General features: G+C 66.4%; 18 protein-coding genes and 1 pseudogene. 6 read left to right on the top strand and 13 right to left on the bottom strand.

Annotated elements, in window-relative coordinates; translation table 11 throughout:
* Positions 1 to 4: 4 nt before the first annotated feature.
* Positions 5 to 652, bottom strand: a complete 648-nt coding sequence (locus tag ACIGJC_RS24590) for a response regulator (protein WP_483712006.1) — start codon at positions 650 to 652, stop codon at positions 5 to 7.
* 647 nt (positions 653 to 1,299) lie between these two features.
* On the opposite strand from ACIGJC_RS24590, the gene ACIGJC_RS24585 reads away from it, so the two are divergent.
* Entirely contained in the window at positions 1,300 to 1,554 is a 255-nt protein-coding gene (locus tag ACIGJC_RS24585) for a hypothetical protein (RefSeq protein ID WP_483712005.1), read from the top strand.
* A 23-nt stretch (positions 1,555 to 1,577) separates the two neighbouring features.
* On the opposite strand, the gene ACIGJC_RS24580 is transcribed toward ACIGJC_RS24585, so the two are convergent.
* The 3 genes from ACIGJC_RS24580 to folE all read right to left on the bottom strand — a co-directional run bounded on the left by ACIGJC_RS24580 (position 1,578) and on the right by folE (position 3,278).
* Positions 1,578 to 1,871 (bottom strand): nicotinamide mononucleotide transporter, encoded by a 294-nt coding sequence (locus ACIGJC_RS24580; RefSeq protein ID WP_483712004.1) that lies wholly within the window; start codon positions 1,869 to 1,871, stop codon positions 1,578 to 1,580.
* A 179-nt stretch (positions 1,872 to 2,050) separates the two neighbouring features.
* Positions 2,051 to 2,494, bottom strand: a complete 444-nt coding sequence (locus ACIGJC_RS24575; protein ID WP_483712003.1) for a BLUF domain-containing protein — start codon at positions 2,492 to 2,494, stop codon at positions 2,051 to 2,053.
* Positions 2,495 to 2,516: 22 nt separating this feature from the next.
* Positions 2,517 to 3,278, bottom strand: a complete 762-nt coding sequence (folE, locus tag ACIGJC_RS24570) for a GTP cyclohydrolase I (RefSeq protein WP_483712002.1) — start codon at positions 3,276 to 3,278, stop codon at positions 2,517 to 2,519.
* A gap of 320 nt (positions 3,279 to 3,598) precedes the next feature.
* Between folE and ACIGJC_RS24565 the strand changes: the two genes are divergently transcribed.
* On the top strand, positions 3,599 to 3,760 hold the full coding sequence (locus ACIGJC_RS24565) for a hypothetical protein (RefSeq protein ID WP_483712001.1): 162 nt from the start codon (positions 3,599 to 3,601) through the stop codon (positions 3,758 to 3,760).
* A 25-nt stretch (positions 3,761 to 3,785) separates the two neighbouring features.
* On the opposite strand, the gene ACIGJC_RS24560 is transcribed toward ACIGJC_RS24565, so the two are convergent.
* Genes ACIGJC_RS24560 through ACIGJC_RS24550 form a run of 3 tightly spaced genes read right to left on the bottom strand, consistent with a single transcriptional unit; the run spans position 3,786 to position 8,017 of the window.
* Positions 3,786 to 5,045, bottom strand: coding sequence for an arsenic transporter (locus ACIGJC_RS24560; RefSeq protein ID WP_483712000.1), 1,260 nt, complete (start codon positions 5,043 to 5,045; stop codon positions 3,786 to 3,788).
* 38 nt (positions 5,046 to 5,083) lie between these two features.
* Positions 5,084 to 7,117, bottom strand: a complete 2,034-nt coding sequence (locus tag ACIGJC_RS24555; RefSeq protein WP_483711999.1) for a penicillin-binding protein 1A — start codon at positions 7,115 to 7,117, stop codon at positions 5,084 to 5,086.
* A 9-nt stretch (positions 7,118 to 7,126) separates the two neighbouring features.
* On the bottom strand, positions 7,127 to 8,017 hold the full coding sequence (locus tag ACIGJC_RS24550) for an alpha/beta hydrolase (protein ID WP_483711998.1): 891 nt from the start codon (positions 8,015 to 8,017) through the stop codon (positions 7,127 to 7,129).
* A 172-nt stretch (positions 8,018 to 8,189) separates the two neighbouring features.
* Between ACIGJC_RS24550 and ACIGJC_RS24545 the strand changes: the two genes are divergently transcribed.
* Both ACIGJC_RS24545 and ACIGJC_RS24540 read left to right on the top strand, forming a co-directional pair.
* Positions 8,190 to 8,432, top strand: coding sequence for a hypothetical protein (locus tag ACIGJC_RS24545; RefSeq protein ID WP_483711997.1), 243 nt, complete (start codon positions 8,190 to 8,192; stop codon positions 8,430 to 8,432).
* Between the two features lie 66 nt (positions 8,433 to 8,498).
* Positions 8,499 to 8,561: pseudogene (locus ACIGJC_RS24540) on the top strand (hypothetical protein); the annotation flags it as partial.
* Between the two features lie 99 nt (positions 8,562 to 8,660).
* Here the strand turns inward: ACIGJC_RS24540 and ACIGJC_RS24535 are convergent.
* The 4 genes from ACIGJC_RS24535 to ACIGJC_RS24520 form a co-directional block, all read right to left on the bottom strand.
* Positions 8,661 to 9,059 carry a DUF779 domain-containing protein gene (locus ACIGJC_RS24535; RefSeq protein ID WP_483711996.1) on the bottom strand — a complete coding sequence of 133 codons (399 nt, stop codon included), beginning with the start codon at positions 9,057 to 9,059 and terminating at the stop codon, positions 8,661 to 8,663.
* Between the two features lie 10 nt (positions 9,060 to 9,069).
* Positions 9,070 to 10,098, bottom strand: coding sequence for an alcohol dehydrogenase AdhP (gene adhP, locus ACIGJC_RS24530; protein WP_483711995.1), 1,029 nt, complete (start codon positions 10,096 to 10,098; stop codon positions 9,070 to 9,072).
* 115 nt (positions 10,099 to 10,213) lie between these two features.
* Positions 10,214 to 11,734 (bottom strand): aldehyde dehydrogenase, encoded by a 1,521-nt coding sequence (gene adh / locus ACIGJC_RS24525; protein WP_483711994.1) that lies wholly within the window; start codon positions 11,732 to 11,734, stop codon positions 10,214 to 10,216.
* Positions 11,735 to 11,966: 232 nt separating this feature from the next.
* Positions 11,967 to 12,284 carry a YnfA family protein gene (locus ACIGJC_RS24520; RefSeq protein ID WP_483711993.1) on the bottom strand — a complete coding sequence of 106 codons (318 nt, stop codon included), beginning with the start codon at positions 12,282 to 12,284 and terminating at the stop codon, positions 11,967 to 11,969.
* Positions 12,285 to 12,439: 155 nt separating this feature from the next.
* On the opposite strand from ACIGJC_RS24520, the gene ACIGJC_RS24515 reads away from it, so the two are divergent.
* Positions 12,440 to 13,435 (top strand): Vgb family protein, encoded by a 996-nt coding sequence (locus ACIGJC_RS24515; RefSeq protein ID WP_483711992.1) that lies wholly within the window; start codon positions 12,440 to 12,442, stop codon positions 13,433 to 13,435.
* A gap of 79 nt (positions 13,436 to 13,514) precedes the next feature.
* On the opposite strand, the gene ACIGJC_RS24510 is transcribed toward ACIGJC_RS24515, so the two are convergent.
* Positions 13,515 to 14,024: a hypothetical protein gene (locus ACIGJC_RS24510; protein ID WP_483711991.1), complete on the bottom strand. Its 510-nt coding sequence runs from the start codon at positions 14,022 to 14,024 to the stop codon at positions 13,515 to 13,517.
* Between the two features lie 518 nt (positions 14,025 to 14,542).
* Positions 14,543 to 15,457 carry a 5-dehydro-4-deoxyglucarate dehydratase gene (kdgD, locus tag ACIGJC_RS24505; RefSeq protein ID WP_483711990.1) on the bottom strand — a complete coding sequence of 305 codons (915 nt, stop codon included), beginning with the start codon at positions 15,455 to 15,457 and terminating at the stop codon, positions 14,543 to 14,545.
* Between the two features lie 371 nt (positions 15,458 to 15,828).
* Between kdgD and ACIGJC_RS24500 the strand changes: the two genes are divergently transcribed.
* Complete coding sequence (locus ACIGJC_RS24500; protein ID WP_483711989.1) at positions 15,829 to 17,208, top strand: MFS transporter; 1,380 nt, start codon at positions 15,829 to 15,831, stop codon at positions 17,206 to 17,208.
* The last annotated feature ends 6 nt before the right edge of the window (positions 17,209 to 17,214 follow it).

Genomic DNA, 17,214 nt, shown 5'->3' with positions numbered 1-17,214 from the left:
GCGCTCAGATCAGACCGTTCTCGTAGGCGAAACGGATCAGGTCGGTATTGGTGTGCGCGCCGAGCTTGCGCATGGCGACCGTCTTCTGGCTGGAGATGGTGCTGACCGAACGCCCGAGCTTGGCGGCGATGACGTTGAGCTGCATGCCCTGCGCATAGAGCCTGATCACTTCCAGTTCACGCATCGTGAGATCGGTGGCGGGTGCGTCCGTCATGGCCGCGTTGTCGAGGATCGCGCGTATGGACGGCGAGTAGTAGCAGATGTCGCTGCTCATGACATGGACGCACGCGCGCAAGGTTTCATCGAGTTCGTCTTCCTTGCTGACAAAGGCGCGCGCCCCCAGCCTGATGGCTCGCCGGATGATCGCCGCATTCGACTGCGCGCTGACCACGACGACGCGCGTGCCGCGATGGCACCGCGCCAGCCGATGGAGCAGGTTGAAGCCGTCCAGCGTGGCATTGCCGTGGCCCATGCAGAAGTCGGTGATCGCGATGTCGGCCGGTTGCCTGTCGAGCGCCTGCACCAGTTCCGAGCCGCTCGCGCAGGCGCAGGCGACCTCGAAGCGTGCGGATCGCTGCAGGCAATCACGCAGCGCGGTGACGACCAGCGGGTGGTCGTCGGCAACGGCGACGCGTATGAGCGGTTCGTTCATGGCAGGCCTCCGGCGCCTGCGCGCGGATCATGGCGGCGCGCGCGGTTCCTGGCAAGGGGGAGGGCGGAGCTGGGGTAAGGGGTGCTGCGTTGCGGCCGGCGCAACGCCGGCCGATGCCTACAGTCAGGAAACATTTGACGATGACCTCGTAATTGTGGACGCCAACCGGCAATGGCCGATTGAGACGAGCTATTGCATCCCTACAATCCCCGAGATTCTGGCTATCTTATATGCGCCGTTGAATCGTATTTCGGCTAGTTTATTTCGCGCTTTAAGGGTCGCCTGATGCTGGCGTGCACGAATGCTGAGGCAGCGCAATCCTCAGGTGGCGTGGCAGGCGCCGGCGCGGCGTCGGCCTTGCCACCTTGCCGCCTGCGCCTAGAATGAATTCGGCAACACGAAGGATGCCTGCCGGCACGTGTGTGCCGCCCGGCGGTGCGTGCCCCGTGCGGCGGCCATTCGGTGCAGCATGCGCCCACGCCGTTCGTGGCGAAGACCGGGCGCAAGCGCTGAACCCCCGGAACAACAACTCACAGTGGGTCGATGCATGCCACCGGCATGCCAGCCATTTTTTGCGTCGCGCCTCCTGCGTGATGCACGCTCCCGCTGCGCGCATGCGGCGATCTCATGACCTGACGGAGGATGCCATGGCTACGAGACCGTTTTCCGATTTTTCCCCGGAGGAACAGCAACAGTTCGCGCAGGTATGCAGGCAGATGGGCATGGTCCCGGACGACTTCGACATCACCGACGAAAGGAATGGCGATGCGCTGCGCCGCATCAGCGTGCGCCGGCTGAGCACGGACGCTGGCAGTGCCTATGAAGCGGGCGCGGGTGGCGAATGGGTCGAGGAATTCGAGAGCGATCTCGAATGCGGCCTGTTTGGCCGGGTGACCGTGTAGCGGATAGGGGAACGCGCCGGCGCTCAGGCGGCGGCGCCCGCCGCCTTGCGGTCGAGATCGCGGTGATACATGGTGTGGCGGTACAGGCCATAGCAGCTGGTCGCCGTGAAGCCGAGCTGCTGCACGAACAGGCCATAGGTGCCCGTCACCAGCGCAAAGACGCTCCAGACCAGGTTCGAGCACAGGTACGCGATCCATCCCCAGCGCGACGCGCGGTTGTGCAAGGCCACCAGCAGCGACCCGCTCATGGCCAGGGCGCAGCCTGACCATTCAAGTCCGTTGAGCAGATTGGGAACGATTTGCGGGGCGAAATCCATGTCGCGTGTCTCCTGATTTTGTGTTCATTTTTTGCATACAATCTGCCGCGAACTTTAGCGGGGAACGCAGGCGTGTGCAAGTGTTTTCAGGTTTGCATGGAAGGTTGGAATCTGCGGCGCAAGGCCCGTATTGGCCGCAGGACCGTCAATTCGCGAACAAACTTGGACGAAGCTGGAACTCAGGACCGGCCGCGATCGGCGGCGCGTGCCACCACCGAGGCACCGGCGCTCAGTTCCTTGAGCAGCGCAAGCGATGCCTGGCCGGCGGTGCGGAACGGGTCCAGCTCCGCGCGCGCGGAGAATTTGAGCAGGGTGGCGGTGTTGATGCGGGCGGCGTTGACATGGCCCATGGCCCAGCCGGTGAAATCGCGCTGGCAGATGTCTTCGAAGTGCAGCAGCACGATGTCATGGTGGCGCGGATCGCGCGTGATCGCCTGGAACAAGCGGGACACCTCCTGGCGTTCGCCCTCCAGCGCTTGCAGGAAGACGCCATTGCCATGGCACAGCACGCCGGTGATGCCATGGCGCGGGTTGCGTTCCAGGGCGGTGGCCAGGATGGCGTCGAGCATGGCGGCGTCGATTGCCTGGCGGGCGCGGCTGGCATAGAGCAGGCGGACGAGCATGCGGCGGCTCCGGATGGTGGCGCTATTTGCCGTTGCGGTTGAGCAGCGCGAGGAACTCCCGGCGCAGGCTGCCGTCCTTCAGGAAGGAGCCGCGCATCACGCTGTTGGTCATCTTGGCGTCGGTATCGCGCACCCCGCGCCAGTGCATGCAGAAATGCTCGGCCTCCATCACGATGGCCAGGCCGTCCGGGTTCATCTTTTCCTGCAGCAGGTCGGCCACCTGCGCCACGGCTTCTTCCTGGATCTGCGGCCGGCACATGATCCACTCGGCCAGGCGCGCGTACTTGGACAGGCCGATCAGGTTGGAATGCTGGTTCGGCATCACGCCGACCCACAGCTTGCCGATGATCGGGCACAGGTGGTGCGAACAGGCGCTGCGCACGCGGATCGGCCCGACGATCATCAGTTCGCTGAGCTGCTCCACATTCGGAAACTCGGTGACCGGGGGCGGCTTGGCGTAGCGCCCCGCGAAGATTTCCTTCAGGTACATCTTGGCGACGCGGCGCGCGGTTTCGCGCGTGTTGTGGTCCTCGTCCACGTCGATCACCAGCGCGCGCAGGACCTCTTCCAGGCGTGCCTGCACTTCTTCCTGGAGCGCATCGAGCTCGCCCGGCTCGATATATCGGGCAATGTTGTCGTTGGCGTGGAAGCGTTCCCGCGCGGCCAGCAGGCGTGCGCGGATGCGGTCCGATGTGGCGGACGACAAGCCGGACTCGCCGCGCGCCGGAGTGGCTTCGCCGGGTACCTTCTTCGCGCCGTGATGCGCCGCGTCCTTGTCTGTCATGGAGAGCCGCTTCAGTGTAGAAAAAGGGCGGATGGTGCTGCCCGCCCCGGGCCGGCCGGCGTGGTGCGCCGTGCTTCACTATATGGCAGATGTCCGGCCCCCACAACCTGCGGCAAGGGCGGCAAGCGATGCCCGGTGCACACCGCGCAAGGCCTCCGTGAATTGTTGATGACAACGCTAAAGTGCGGCACGCAAGCCGCCGACAAACCCACATAATTTCCGAACCGCGCCGCCTGACCGGCAGCGGTTCTTCCCCCGACGGGGTATCTTCCAGGGACCACCGAGTGATCTTGCCGATTGCGTTTCCTTGCAGCAGCCTGATGTTGCTTCATGTCGCCACGGTGCCGCTGCCCCAGCCGACAATGGAAGCCGGGGTGGTGGAGCATCACAGCCGCGCCGTGCGCGTCAGCGCGCCGCGCCGGCGCTGGGAAGGGGCGCTGTCCCGGCGCGCAAACCTGGTCCAGTTCGGTCCCCACGACTGAAGCCGCGCCAGGCAGCCCGGGGCGCTCAGCGCGCCAGCGCAAGCACGGCCAGCGTCGGCACCATGGCTGCCGGCATGACAATGGCGCCGAGCCGCAGGAACTGGCTGGCACTGACCATATGGCCGTCGCGGCGCAGGGCGGTCAGCCAGAGCAGCGTGGCCAGGGAGCCGGTCGCCGACAGGTTCGGCCCGAGATCGATGCCCACCAGCACCGCGCCGGTCACGGCATTGGACGCATGACCGGCCGCCAGGGCCGACGAGGCGATCAGCCCGGCCGGGAGGTTGTTGGCGACATTGCCCACCAGCGCCACGGCACCGCCGATCCCCATGAGTCCGCCGAGGCTGTCGCGCTGCGACGCCGCCTGGATGACCCCGGCGAGCCAGTGGATGACGCCGGTATGCTCCAGCGCCGCCACCATCACGAACAGGCCAGCCACCATCGGCAGCACACCCCACGAGATTTCCCGCAAGGCCGGCCCAAGCAGGTCGCGCCGTGTCGCGCACACCATCAGCAGCGTGGCCGCCCCGGCCGCGCACGTGGGCCAGCCCAGGTCGCTGCCGCGCAGCGAGGCCACCAGCAGCGCCACCCCGGTCAGCACGATGCCAAGCGCCGTCAGCCATGCCTGCAGGCTCAGCGGCGGCACCGGCACGTCGGCGTCGATCCGTTCGGCCAGCGCCGTGCGCTGCGTCCAGTACAGCGCCGCCAGCGTGGCCGCCACGGCCACCAGCGATGGCAGGGCAAAGTGGGTCAGCCAGCCGGCCAGCGGCGGCATGCGCGTGCCGAAGATCACGAGGTTGGCCGGATTGGAGATCGGCAGCACGAAGCTGGCCGCGTTGGCGATAAAGGCGCAGGCGAACAGGTGCGGCAGCGGGTTCCTGACTCTGGCCGCGCGCGTGGCGGCCAGCACCGCCGGTGTCAGCACCACGGCGGTGGCGTCGTTGGACATGAACGCGGTGACCAGCGTGCCGAAGCCGTAGACCAGCAGGAACAGCCTGCGCGACGAGCCGCGCGCGCGCCGCACGGCCACTGCGGCCACGTGGTCGAACAGTCCGGTCTTGCGCGCCAGTTCGGAGATCACCATCATGCCGGCCAGGAACAGGTAGACATCCAGGCCACGCGCGACGGCGGCCCATGCGTCGGGCACGGCCAGCAAGCCGCTCAGGCAAAGGATCACGGCGCCCGCAACGGCCCAGAAGGCCTCGGGCAGGCGCAGCGGGCGCATCAGCACGCCAGCCGTAGTGAGGGCGGCGATCGACCAGATCCATACCGCGCTGACGCTAGACATTGTGGTTCTTGTTGTTGGAGGGTTGGAAGGGGCGGGGACTAAAGGCTCGTCCGGTCGTCGCCGCGCGTGGCGGGCTGGCCGGGCAGGCCCACGGCTTCGCTGTTCACCGGGGCGGCGGAAGCATCCTGTGCCGGATCGGACGCGATTGGCGGCGCGGGGAAGCCGAGCGAGGCGATCCCCTTGCCTTCGGCATATTCGGCGTACATCCAGTCTCCCGTGCTGCGCACCACGCCGGACGGGGGCGTGGCGTCGGCCAGCGGGATGCCTGCGAGCCGGCCTTCCATATACGACGCCCACATCGGCAACGCGGTGGTGGCACCGAACTCGTGGGCGCCCAGGCTGTGGCTGTCGTCAAAGCCCATCCATGCCACCGTGACCACGTTGCCGGCGTAGCCGGCGAACCAGCCGTCGGCGGCATCGTTGGTTGTACCGGTCTTGCCCGCGATGTCCCCGCGGCGCAGGTAGCGGCGCACGCCGGCGCCGGTGCCGTCGTCCACCACGCTGCGCAGCAGGCTGTCCATCACGAAGGCATTGCGCTCGCTGATGACGCGCGGCGGCTGCGCTTCGGTATCCGCGGCGAACAGCACCTTGCCGTCACTGTCGGTAATGCGAGAGATCAGATACGGCTCGACCCGATGGCCGTGGTTGGCGAATACCGAATAGGCGGCTGCGAGCCGCAATGGCGATGTCGTGCCCGCGCCCAGCGCAAGCGGCAGGAAGCGCGGCAGCCGCCTGGGCGAAAAGCCGAAGCGGCTGGCGAACTCCACCGCGTACGGAATGCCGATGGCCTGCAGCGTGCGGATGGCCGGCAGGTTGCGCGAGTCCGCCAGCGCCTGGCGCACCGTGACCGCGCCGAGGAAGCGGCCGTCGTCATTGGACGGCTGCCAGCGCGAGCCGTTGTCAAGCGGCGCGTCATTGATGAGCGTGCCCGGCGACATGCCGCGCTCCAGCGCCGCCGCATAGATGAACGGCTTGAAGGTCGAGCCCGGCTGGCGCAGCGCCTGGGTCGCATGGTTGAAGCGGTTCGCGCCGAAATCGGCGCCGCCGACCAGGGCCTCGATCGCCCCGGTGTCGCCTTCCAGGGAAACCAGCGCTGCCTGCGGGGCGCTGTCCGGACCGGCGATGCGATGCCGCTGCCCGTAGCCGTCCAGCCCGCGCCGCACGGCGTCGTAGGCCATGGTCTGCCGCACCGACGATACCGTGGTGTAGACATTGAGGCCGCGCGTGTACGCTTCGTCGCCGAACCGTTCGCGTGCAAGCTGGCGCGCGAGTTCGGCGACATATTCGGCGTGTCCGGCGAACTGGCCGGCGCTGTCGGGGGCAATTTCCAGTCGGGCGGAGCGCGCTTCGCGGTACTGGTCCTGGCTGATCATGCCCAACGCCAGCATTCGTCCGAGCACGTATTCCTGCCGGCGCTTGGCGCGCGTGAAGTTCGCGACCGGGTTCATGGTGGACGGCGCCTTGGGCAGCCCAGCCAGCATGGCGGTCTCGGCCAGCGAAAGCCCGTCCAGCGGCTTGCCGAAATAGGCGTGGGCCGCGCTGCCGAAGCCGTAGGCATGCTCGCCCAGGTAGACCTGGTTCATGTACACCTCCAGGATGCGGTCCTTGGAGAGCGTACGATCGATCTTCCAGGCGAGCAGGATTTCGTACCACTTGCGCGAAAGCGTCTTCTCGCGCGACAGGTAGAAATTGCGAGCCACCTGCATGGTGATGGTGGAGGCGCCCTGCGCATAGCCGCGACCCAGGTTGGCCAGCGCGGCGCGGAAGATGCCGGGGATATCGATGCCGTCGTGCTCGTAGAACTGGTCGTCCTCGGCGGCCAGCAGCGCCTGCGTCATCTGGCGCGGCATCTTTTCGAACGGGATGAATTCGCGATGCTCGCTGCCGAATTCGCCGATCTGCACGTTGTCGCTGGTGAAGATCCGCAGCGGCACGTCCGGGCGGTACTCGCGCAGGGCATCGACGGGAGGGAGTTGCCGCAGGCTGACCACCGCGGCGAAACCGGCGAGCAGCACGCCGGCTGCAGCCAGCGCCAACGCGGCGCCACCTGCCTTGACTGCGAATTTTTTCATGCGCGCATTCTAGCGGAACCGGGCAAGCGGAAGCGGCACTCCGGTCTCGTCGTGGTCCGGCGGCGGTGCGCGCGGGGTATCCGGGAGCGTGGCATGCTGCACCTGGCGCGCAAATTCGCACAGCGTCAGCCAGGTTTCCTCGCGCTCGACAATCGTGAAGTGATCCGTGCCAGGCATGGTCTGCAGCATCACCGGCCCCGGCCACGCGGCCACCAGGCGCTCGGAGCAGGCATGCGGCACCACGTCATCGGCCTCCGCGAGCAGCACCTTGGTGCTCTGGACCACTTTCTTGCAATGTGAAATGGAATCGAAATGGTGGCGCATCAATTGCCGCAGCGGCACGAGCGGAAAGCGCTGGCGCACCAGTTCCAGCATCGAGTCATAGGGCGTGATCAGCTGCAGACTTTCGAAGTCCTGCAGGTCGGCGAGCTGGATGGCGACGCCAGTGCCCAGGCTGCGGCCCACGACGTGCGCCCGCGTGCCGGGAAAGACGCGGCGCAGGTGCAGCAGGAACTGGCTGGCATCGGCGACCGCGGCGGCTTCGGAGGGCTGGCCGTCGGAATGTCCGAGGCCGCGATAGTCGAATGTCGCGAAGCCCATGCCGGCCGGCAGCCAGCGGGCGAATTGCAGGGTGTCGAGCACATCCTCGCCGCGGCCCGGCAGGTAGAACAGGAGATCCCGCACCGTGTCGCCCGGTGCATGGTAGATGTAGCCGCGCAGCACGCCGCCCGGCACCAGGTGCGAATAGCCGACGATGCCGTCAGGCAGGTCGCGTGGCGGACGGCGGCGCGCGTCGAACAGCAGGCGCGCCTGGTTGACCGTGAGATAGGTCCAGTAGCAGGCAAAGCCGCCCGCGGTCACCAGGGTGGCGGCCAGCGCGCGGCGCATGAGGGATGACATATCGGGGTCCGGAATCCGTGGCGCTCGGGGGCACGGCGCACCGGGCCCCCCAGGTGGAGCCTAACCGATTTTTGCGCAAGTCGAGGCGCGTTCCGCTGCCAGCCCGTTCAGTTCTTGTACGATACGGCTCATAACGCCGCGCCACCACAGAGCGCCGGCAGGAGCCCAAGGCATGAGTGAACAGAAGCACGAACAATTGCGCGCCGAGGAGGCGCAGGCCATGCAGCGTGTGGTCGATGCGACCCGTCAGGTGCAGGTCGCCTTTGCCGCCCTGCAGTCCCAGTATCCCCCGGAAGGCAGCGGCAAGCCGTCCAAGATGGCGCTGCAGACGTTCGACGCCGCGCTGCAGGCGCTGGAAGACGCCCAGGCGACCTTCGATGAAATCCTGAACGACCTGCTTGACGAGGCGCGGTAGACGCGCGCCGTGAAGGCGCAATCCCCCGGGGCAGCGTCGTTATCGCGGACTCCCGCCGAAGGTCGCATGCGTGACTGGGAGGCGGGCCTGGTCCGCCAGGCGCTGGAGCGCCATCGCGGCAACATCAGCCTGGTAGCGCGCGAGCTGGGGGTGTCGCGCAATACGATTTACCGGCGCCTGCGCGACGCATCGTGGCGCGGGACTACGGGGCAGTACCGCGGAGCGCTCCTACAGCGCGGGCTGCAAGGCCAGCAGCGCGGCCTCTTCGTCGCTGAACAGTTCCGAGCGCGTCAGGAAACGCTGGCCGGTTCCGCTCTCCAGCGAGAACATGCCGCCCGCACCGGCCACGACATCGATCACCAGCCGCGTGTGCTGCCAGTACTCGAACTGCGCGCGCGTCATGTAGAACGGCACGCCACCGATCTCGCCGAGGCGGACGTCGGCATCGCCGACGATCAGGTCGCCGGCGGCGAAGCACATCGGCGCACTGCCGTCGCAGCAGCCGCCGGACTGGTGGAACATCAGCGGACCATGCCGCGCGCGCAGCGCGCCGATCAGCGCCAGTGCGGCCGGCGTGGCGACGACGCGTGGCACGGGACTGCCGGGATCAGCGTGGGCTTGCGGCATGGTCGCTCCCTCAGCGCGAGAAATCGAGCACCACGCGGCCCTCGACCTTGCCGTCACGCAGGCGGCCGAGCACATCGTTGACGTCTTCGAGTCTTGCGGTCGACACCGTGGCCTTCACGTCGCCGTGCGCGGCGAAGTCGAGCGATTCCTGCAGGTCGCTGCGCGTGCCGACGATCGAACCGCGGATGGTGATGCCCTTGAGCACGACGTCAAAGATCGGCGTGTCGAAATCGCCCGGCGGCAGCCCGTTGAGCGCGATGGTGCCGCCGCGCCGCACCATGCCGATCGCTTGCGAGAACGCCTTGGGCGAGACCGCGGTGACCAGCACGCCATGCGCGCCGCCGATTTCCTTCTGCAGCCACGCGGCCGGGTCCGTGTCGCGCGCATTGACCGCCACCTCGGCGCCGAGCCGCCGCGCCAGGTCGAGCTTGGCGTCGTCGATGTCGACCGCGGCCACGCGCAGGCCCATGGCCCGCGCATACTGCACGGCCACATGGCCGAGCCCGCCGATGCCGGAGATCACCACCCACTGGCCCGGACGCGTGTCGGTGACCTTCAGGCCCTTGTACACGGTGACGCCGGCGCACAGGATCGGCGCGATCTCGACAAAGCCGACCTTGTCGGGCAGCAGGCCCACGTAGTTGGGATCGGCCACCACATACTCGCCATAGCCGCCGTTGACCGAGTAGCCGGTATTCTGCTGTTTCTCGCACAAGGTTTCCCAGCCCTGCAGGCAGTGCTCGCAATAGCCACAGGCGCTGTACAGCCATGGAATGCCGACGCGGTCGCCTTCCTTCACGCGGCTGACGCCGCTGCCCACGGCGGACACGTAGCCCACGCCTTCATGGCCGGGGATAAAGGGCAGGGTGGGTTTGACCGGCCAGTCGCCGTCGGCGGCGTGGAGGTCGGTATGGCAGACACCGGAGGCCTCGATCTTTACCTGGACCTGACCGGGGCCGGGTTGCGGCACGGGCACTTCATCGATCGTGAGTGGGGCGCCAAAGGCGCGCACCACCGCAGCTTTCATCATCGCTGGCATATCGACTCCTGGTTGGATGCGGTGCCCGCAGAGGCGGGCACCGACGCGATCATGGCACGCGTCCGGCGGACCGGGAATTCAATTTTTCCGCCAAAACGCGATGCCTTGCCCATCGTCAGAAGAAGCCGAGGGCGTTCGGGCTGTAGCTGACCAGCAGGTTCTTGGTCTGCTGGTAGTGGTCGAGCATCATGCGGTGGTTCTCGCGGCCAATGCCGGACTGCTTGTATCCACCGAATGCGGCATGCGCGGGATAGGCGTGATAGCAGTTGGTCCACACGCGGCCGGCCTGGATGCCGCGGCCCATGCGGAACGCGCGCGCGCCATCGCGCGTCCAGACGCCCGCGCCGAGACCATAGAGCGTGTCGTTGGCAATGGCCAGCGCTTCCTCTTCGTCCTTGAAGGTGGTGACCGATACCACCGGCCCGAAGATTTCTTCCTGGAAGATGCGCATCTTGTTGTGGCCCCTGAACACGGTGGGCTTCACGTAGTAGCCGCCTGCCAGGTCGCCATCAAGCTGGTTGCGTTCGCCGCCCGCCAGGCATTGCGCGCCTTCCTTGCGGCCCAGGTCGATGTAGGACAGGATCTTTTCTAGCTGCTCGGCCGACGCCTGCGCGCCGATCATGGTGCCCTTGTCGAGCGGATGCCCCTGCCGGATTGCCGCCACGCGCTTGAGCGCGCGTTCCATGAAGCGGTCGTAGATCGATTCCTGGATCAGCGCGCGCGAAGGGCACGTGCACACCTCGCCCTGGTTCAGCGCGAACATGGCAAAGCCTTCGAGCGCCTTGTCGAAGTAGGCGTCGTCGGCGGCCAGCACATCCTCGAAGAAGATGTTGGGCGACTTGCCGCCCAGCTCCAGCGTGACCGGGATCAGGTTCTGCGACGCGTATTGCATGATCAGCCGGCCCGTGGTGGTCTCGCCGGTGAACGCGACCTTGCTGATGCGCGGGCTCGATGCCAGCGGCTTGCCCGCTTCCAGGCCAAAGCCGTTGATGACGTTGAGTACGCCCGGGGGCAGCAGGTCGCCGATCACCTCCATCAGCACGAGGATGGACGCAGGCGTCTGCTCGGCGGGCTTGAGCACCACGCAGTTGCCCGCGGCCAGTGCCGGCGCGAGCTTCCACGTGGCCATCAGCAGCGGGAAGTTCCACGGGATGATCTGCCCGACCACGCCGAGCGGTTCGTGGAAATGGTAGGCGGTGGTCTCGGCGTCGATCTCGGAGATGCCGCCTTCCTGCGCGCGAATGCAGCCGGCGAAGTAGCGGAAATGGTCGACCGCCAGCGGCAGGTCCGCCGCGGTGGTCTCGCGCACCGGCTTGCCGTTGTCGATGGTTTCGGCCACGGCCAGCAGCGTCAGGTTGGCCTCGATGCGGTCGGCGATGCGGTTCAGGATATTGGCGCGCTCGGTGGTCGAGGTGCGGCCCCAGGCCGCCCTGGCGGCGTGCGCGGCGTCGAGCGCGGCATCGACATCTTCCTGCTTCGAGCGCGGCACGCGCGTGAACGGCTTGCCGGTGATCGGCGTGATGGCCTCGAAGTACTCGCCGCCTGCCGGTGGAACCCACGACCCGCCGATGTAGTTTTCGTACTGCTGCTTATAAGGGTTGCTGACGCCCAGCTGGGCGATCTCGGCCATGTTCATGTCTCGCTCCGTCTTGTGAAGTCGTTGGTCGGCACGGCGATGCGCCGCGCGCGAGGCAGATATCGCAAGAGGTGTGCCGGAGCCAGGTCAGATGGCCAAAACGCCGTGGATTCAGGGTTCCGGAGGTTTCAGGCGCCGATGCCGAGGCGCCGGCTGTGCCAGTGTGGCGGGGCGGCTGTTCCGCGCTGGCACAGCTGTTCCAAAACGGAACAGTCGTCGTCCCGTGGCTGCCTCAGCGCGGCTGGAACACGATGATGGCCATGCCGAGAAAAGCAACACCGACGCCGGCCAGGTCCCACGCGCTGGGCCGCAGACCATCGACCAGCCATAGCCAGAGCACGGCCACGCCGATATAGACGCCGCCGTAGGCCGCATACACGCGCCCGGACGCATCGGGATGCAGGGACAGCAGCCATGCGAACAATGCCAGCGACAGCGCGCCCGGCAGCAATACCCAGGCGCTCGCGCCCTGGCGCAGCCACAGGTAGGGCAGGTAGCAGCCAAGGATTTCGGCCACGGCGGTGAGCAGGTAGAGCGTGATGGTTTTCATGCGGCAGCGTGGTCTCGGCTCAGGTGCCGCACTGGGTAGTCGCGGGACTGGAACTCGATGATCAATCGCGCAGTATACGGGCACGCATGTCCCCGTCTGGCCGTCGGCTGGCCTATGCTTGGATCGAAGATTCTTCGACTGATCAGGAGATGGCGATGTCCCTGCGCTTGCCGCGTGCCGTACTGGCTGCCGGCATTCTGGCCATGTCGGTCACCACAGTGTGTGCCCAGGGCACAGTGCCGCCACGCGTCCAGAGCTATCCGGTGCCGGCCGGCGCGCATCCGCACGACGTTGCGCCTGCGCCTGATGGCGCGGTGTGGTACACGGCCCAGAGCACGGGCGAGCTTGGGCGGCTGGACCCGGCAACGGGCAAGACCATCCATATTGCCCTCGGCGAAGCGTCCGCGCCGCATGGCGTGATCATTGGGCCCGATGGCGCTGCATGGGTCACGGATGGCGGTCAGAATTCGATTCTCCGGGTCGATCCCGGGAACCATGGCGTCAAGCGTTACCCGCTTCCGTCGGGACAGGCCAATGCCAACCTGAACACCGCGGTGTTCGATGCGCGGGGACATCTGTGGTTCACCGGGCAGAGCGGGGTTTATGGCGAGCTCGATCCGGCCAGCGGCCGCATGCGCATGTTCGACGCGCCCCGCGGGCAGGGTCCGTACGGCATCGCCGTCACGCCGCGGGGCGATATCTACTTTGCTTCGCTGGCCGGTGACTACATTGCCCGCATCGATACGGCCTCCGGTGCCGCGCACGTCGTTATGCCGCCTTCGCCACGGTCCGGGCCACGCCGCATCTGGTCGGACTCGAAGGGCGTGCTATGGGTCAGCGAATGGACCGCGGGCAAGCTTGGCGCCTACGATCCCGGCACGGGGCGCTGGCGGGAATGGACGCTGCCTGGCGCCAGCCCCCATGCCTATGCGATGTATGTGGATGAGCAGGACAAGGTATGGCTCAGCGACTGGGGCAAGAACGCCGTCCTGCGCTTCGACCCGCAGACTGGCCGGTTCGAGACCTTCGCCAGTCCGAGGCCGGATGCCAATGTGCGCCAGATGCTCGGGCGTCCGGGCGAGGCCTGGGCGGCGGAATCCGGCACGGACCATCTGGTCGTGTACCGCTTTGGCGCGGGTGGGCCGAGATGAGTGGGTGGTCGGAGCGTCAGCGGCGGGCCGTCTCAGAACTCGACCGTGGCGGACAGCAGCACCGTGCGCGTGCGCAAGCTCACCGGCGCCGCCGGTCGCCTCCATACGAATCCACAATGATCATCGTGCGATCCAGCACGCCCTGGTCGTCGAAGTAGGCGCTGAAGTGCGCAGGCTGGTAGCCGCTTGCATAGAGCCGGTACGACCATGCCTCCCGCTTCATCAGCGGGTAGTACTGGACTGGCTCGCGCGGCATGCCGAAGCGTTCCGCAATGTCGCGCTTGGTCCAAACGCCTGGCCTGGCTTCGTAGATTTCTTTCTCGGTCAGCATCTGGCGGAAGTTGACGAGCCTGCCGTTGCCATCAAAATCGGCGGCGTAGACCTCGAATCCCAGCGGCTGGTGCGAATAGATCCAGCGCACGCTGCCGTCGGCGAGCTTGTAGACCTCCGTGGGTTCGCCGAATGTCTCGCGCACGGAGCTTTCGGGGCTACCGACCATTTTCTGCGCGGTCTGGATCGGTTGCAGGGACGCACAGGCGGACAGCGCGACCGCGGCGCCAGCCACCCAACTGGCTAAGCGATAAGCCATGGACATTCTCCAATGCCGAATGGTGATGTTTTTTTCGGCTGATACCCGATTCAAGCATAGTTCCCTACATTCCGGACCCCGCTCCCGCACTGCCGTTGCCGCCTGCACCGCCACCAGTCCCCCCTGCGCCCGGCGCCGGCTGGAATCCGGGCGCGCTTCCCGACGATGCACCGCCGGTCATGCCCGGCCCCGCGCCGGATGTTGCGCCGGGTTCGTCCCCCTCTCCGCCGCAAGCGGCGAGGGCCAATACGGCAAGCAATGCCGCGAGACATGGACTCGACATCACGTGCTCCCAATGTCGCATCGGTGAAAAAAGCCTGGCATTGCCAGGAGTTGCGGATTCGTCTGACTAAACGCGTGGCAGCCCGTGTTTATTCCATTCCGGGTTGCCGTAAACGACGAAAGGCCGCGGTTGCGACCTTGTCCGTGAACCCGGTGGGATGGCGTCCCATAAAACAAGATACCCCGCACATGGCGGGGTATCAGTTCGTGACCCGGCTTCCCGGGAGGGGGCAGGCTTACTGCGGCCCGAGCTTGCGGATCAGCGCGTCGAGCTGCGCCATTTCCTCTTCGTTCAGGTCCGTCAGCGGCGCGCGCACCGGACCTGCGTCGTGGCCGACCAGGCGGGCGCCGGCCTTGACGATGCTCACCGCATAGCCCTGGCGGCGATTGCGGATGTCCAGGTAGGGCAAGAAGAAATCGTCGATCAGGCGTCCGATGGTGGCATGGTCATCGGCTGCAACAGCGCGGTAGAAGTCCATCGCGGTGCGCGGGATGAAGTTGAACACGGCCGACGAGTACACCGGCACGCCCAGCGCCTTGTAGGCCGCGGCATAGACTTCCGCGGTCGGCAGGCCGCCCAGGTAAGCCAGCCGGTCGCCCAGCTTGCGGCGCACGCGCACCATGGCTTCGATCTCGCCGACGCCGTCCTTGAAGCCGATCAGGTTGGGGCAGCGGTCCACCACGCGTTCCAGCAGGTCGGCGCCGATGCGCGAGTTGGCGCGGTTGTAGACGATCACGCCGATGTTGACCGCCTTGCAGACTTCTTCGATGTGGTTGGCAATGCCTTCCTCGCTCGCTTCGGTCAGGTAGTGGGGCATCAGCAGCACACCCTTGGCGCCCAGGCGCTGCGCTTCCTGCGCATAGGCGATGGCCATGCGGGTCGGGCCGCCGGCGCCGGCCAGGATGGGTACCTTGCCCTGGCAGGTTTCCACCGCGGTGCGGATCACATTGGAGTAGTCGTCCGGCGTCAGCGAAAAGAACTCGCCAGTGCCGCCCGCGGCGAACAGCGCCGAGGCACCGTAGGGTGCCAGCCATTCCAGGCGCTTCACGTAGGTCTCGGGGCGGAAGTTGCCTTGCGCGTCGAAGTCGGTGACTGGGAAGGACAGCAGGCCTTCGGAAATGATCTGCTTTAGTTCTTGCGGTGTCGTCATGTCTCTCATCCTGGGCCGAGGCCGGCAATTTGATGATGGATAGGGCAGGGCGGTGTTCCGCAGTCCTGCTGTGGCGTTATCAATGTACGTCATCGTACAACTAGCGATCGAAGAAGACAAGAGCAAACGTCACGATGTTGGGGAAAACCCCGTGCATGGACATGCGGCAACCTACCTGCGCGGCCATGAGGATTGCCCGGGAACCCTATGTCTTGTAAGGAAAGGGAAAGGCGGTAATACAAGATATCCGGCGGTTTCAGGGTAAACGCGCACTACGATCGACGGATCATCTCCTTATAATCCTAGTCATATGACGACATATCTCAGTTGGCCTTTGACGGGTTTGCTGGCATATGGCCACAGGAGACCCGATGAACGCAAGCCCTACCCCCACTGCCACGACGGCCGCTGCCGGCAGTGCAGCCGCCGCGCGCCGCACCAATGTCCGCTACTGGATCCTGGCGATGATCTTCATCGTCACCACGGTCAACTATGCCGACCGTGCCACGCTGTCGATCACCGGGCCCGCGATGCGCGAGGCCTTCGGCTTCAGTGCCGTGCAGATGGGCTATATTTTTTCCGCCTTCAGCTGGGCCTATGTCATGGCGCAGATCCCCGGCGGCTGGCTGCTTGACCGCTTTGGCGCGCGCCGCATCTATGCGGTCAGCATCTGCCTGTGGTCGATCTTCACGCTGCTGCAGGCCTGGGTGGGCGTGTTCGCCTCGATGGGCGCGGTGATGACGGCGCTGTTCATGCTGCGCTTTGCCGTGGGCCTGGCCGAGTCGCCGGCGTTCCCGGCCAATGCCAAGGTCGTGGCGAGCTGGTTCCCCACTGCCGAGCGCGGCACGGCGTCCGCCATCTTCAACGCCGCCCAGTATTTCGCGGCGGTGGTGTTCACGCCGCTGATGGCATGGGTAACGCACAGCTGGGGCTGGCACCATGTCTATATGTGGATGGGCGTGTTCGGCATGGCGCTGGCCGTGCTGTGGCTCAAGGTCATGCGCAGCCCGGCCGATCATCCGGCGGTCAATCGCGCGGAACTCGAGCATATCGAGCAGGGCGGCGGCCTGATCCACATGAATGAAGGGGCAGGGCGCGCCACCGGCAAGGCCGCAGTGCCGGCGGGCTGGTTCTATGCGCGCCAGTTGCTGGGCAACCGCATGCTGGCGGGGGTGTACCTGGGCCAGTACTGCATCAACGTGCTCACGTACTTCTTCCTGACCTGGTTCCCCGTGTACCTGGTGCAGGCGCGCGGCATGTCCATCCTCAAGGCGGGCTTCGTGGCGTCGCTGCCGGCGATCTGCGGTTTCCTCGGCGGCGTGCTGGGCGGCATGATTTCGGACGCACTGCTGCGCCGCGGCCATTCGCTGACCATTGCCCGCAAGGTGCCCATCGTGGCCGGCATGCTGCTGTCGGTCAGCATGATTGCCTGCAACTATGTCGATGCCGAGTGGCTGGTGGTCGGCTTCATGGCGCTGGCCTTCTTCGGCAAGGGCATCGGCGCGCTGGGCTGGGCCGTGGTGGCGGATACCGCGCCCAAGGAAGTCATCGGCCTGGCGGGCAGCATCTTCAATACGTTCGGCAATATCGCCGGCATCGTCACGCCGATCGCGATCGGCTATATCCTGAGCGTCACCGGCTCGTTCAACGGCGCGCTGGTGTTCGTCGGGGTCCATGCACTGGTCACGGTGCTGAGCTACCTGGTGATCGTCAAGGACATTCGCCGCGTGGAACTCAGGCACCCGCAATAACCGCAG

It is taken from the genome of Cupriavidus sp. C3SS-1, from assembly GCF_057073755.1.
Note: the sequence above shows the minus strand (reverse complement) of the source record. Positions and strands in the feature narration are given on the sequence as shown.

Bases quoted from the DNA above. Each gene is read 5' to 3' on its own strand.
- kdgD (WP_483711990.1), bottom strand. From the start codon at position 15,457: ATGACGACACCGCAAGAACTAAAGCAGATCATTTCCGAAGGCCTGCTG.
- ACIGJC_RS24585 (WP_483712005.1), top strand. From the start codon at position 1,300: ATGGCTACGAGACCGTTTTCCGATTTTTCCCCGGAGGAACAGCAACAG.
- folE (WP_483712002.1), bottom strand. From the start codon at position 3,278: ATGACAGACAAGGACGCGGCGCATCACGGCGCGAAGAAGGTACCCGGC.
- ACIGJC_RS24535 (WP_483711996.1), bottom strand. From the start codon at position 9,059: ATGCCGCAAGCCCACGCTGATCCCGGCAGTCCCGTGCCACGCGTCGTC.
- ACIGJC_RS24520 (WP_483711993.1), bottom strand. From the start codon at position 12,284: ATGAAAACCATCACGCTCTACCTGCTCACCGCCGTGGCCGAAATCCTT.
- ACIGJC_RS24500 (WP_483711989.1), top strand. From the start codon at position 15,829: ATGAACGCAAGCCCTACCCCCACTGCCACGACGGCCGCTGCCGGCAGT.
- ACIGJC_RS24510 (WP_483711991.1), bottom strand. From the start codon at position 14,024: ATGGCTTATCGCTTAGCCAGTTGGGTGGCTGGCGCCGCGGTCGCGCTG.
- adh (WP_483711994.1), bottom strand. From the start codon at position 11,734: ATGAACATGGCCGAGATCGCCCAGCTGGGCGTCAGCAACCCTTATAAG.
- ACIGJC_RS24580 (WP_483712004.1), bottom strand. From the start codon at position 1,871: ATGGATTTCGCCCCGCAAATCGTTCCCAATCTGCTCAACGGACTTGAA.
- ACIGJC_RS24545 (WP_483711997.1), top strand. From the start codon at position 8,190: ATGAGTGAACAGAAGCACGAACAATTGCGCGCCGAGGAGGCGCAGGCC.
- ACIGJC_RS24565 (WP_483712001.1), top strand. From the start codon at position 3,599: ATGTTGCTTCATGTCGCCACGGTGCCGCTGCCCCAGCCGACAATGGAA.
- ACIGJC_RS24515 (WP_483711992.1), top strand. From the start codon at position 12,440: ATGTCCCTGCGCTTGCCGCGTGCCGTACTGGCTGCCGGCATTCTGGCC.
- ACIGJC_RS24555 (WP_483711999.1), bottom strand. From the start codon at position 7,117: ATGAAAAAATTCGCAGTCAAGGCAGGTGGCGCCGCGTTGGCGCTGGCT.
- ACIGJC_RS24590 (WP_483712006.1), bottom strand. From the start codon at position 652: ATGAACGAACCGCTCATACGCGTCGCCGTTGCCGACGACCACCCGCTG.
- ACIGJC_RS24560 (WP_483712000.1), bottom strand. From the start codon at position 5,045: ATGTCTAGCGTCAGCGCGGTATGGATCTGGTCGATCGCCGCCCTCACT.
- adhP (WP_483711995.1), bottom strand. From the start codon at position 10,098: ATGCCAGCGATGATGAAAGCTGCGGTGGTGCGCGCCTTTGGCGCCCCA.
- ACIGJC_RS24550 (WP_483711998.1), bottom strand. From the start codon at position 8,017: ATGTCATCCCTCATGCGCCGCGCGCTGGCCGCCACCCTGGTGACCGCG.
- ACIGJC_RS24575 (WP_483712003.1), bottom strand. From the start codon at position 2,494: ATGCTCGTCCGCCTGCTCTATGCCAGCCGCGCCCGCCAGGCAATCGAC.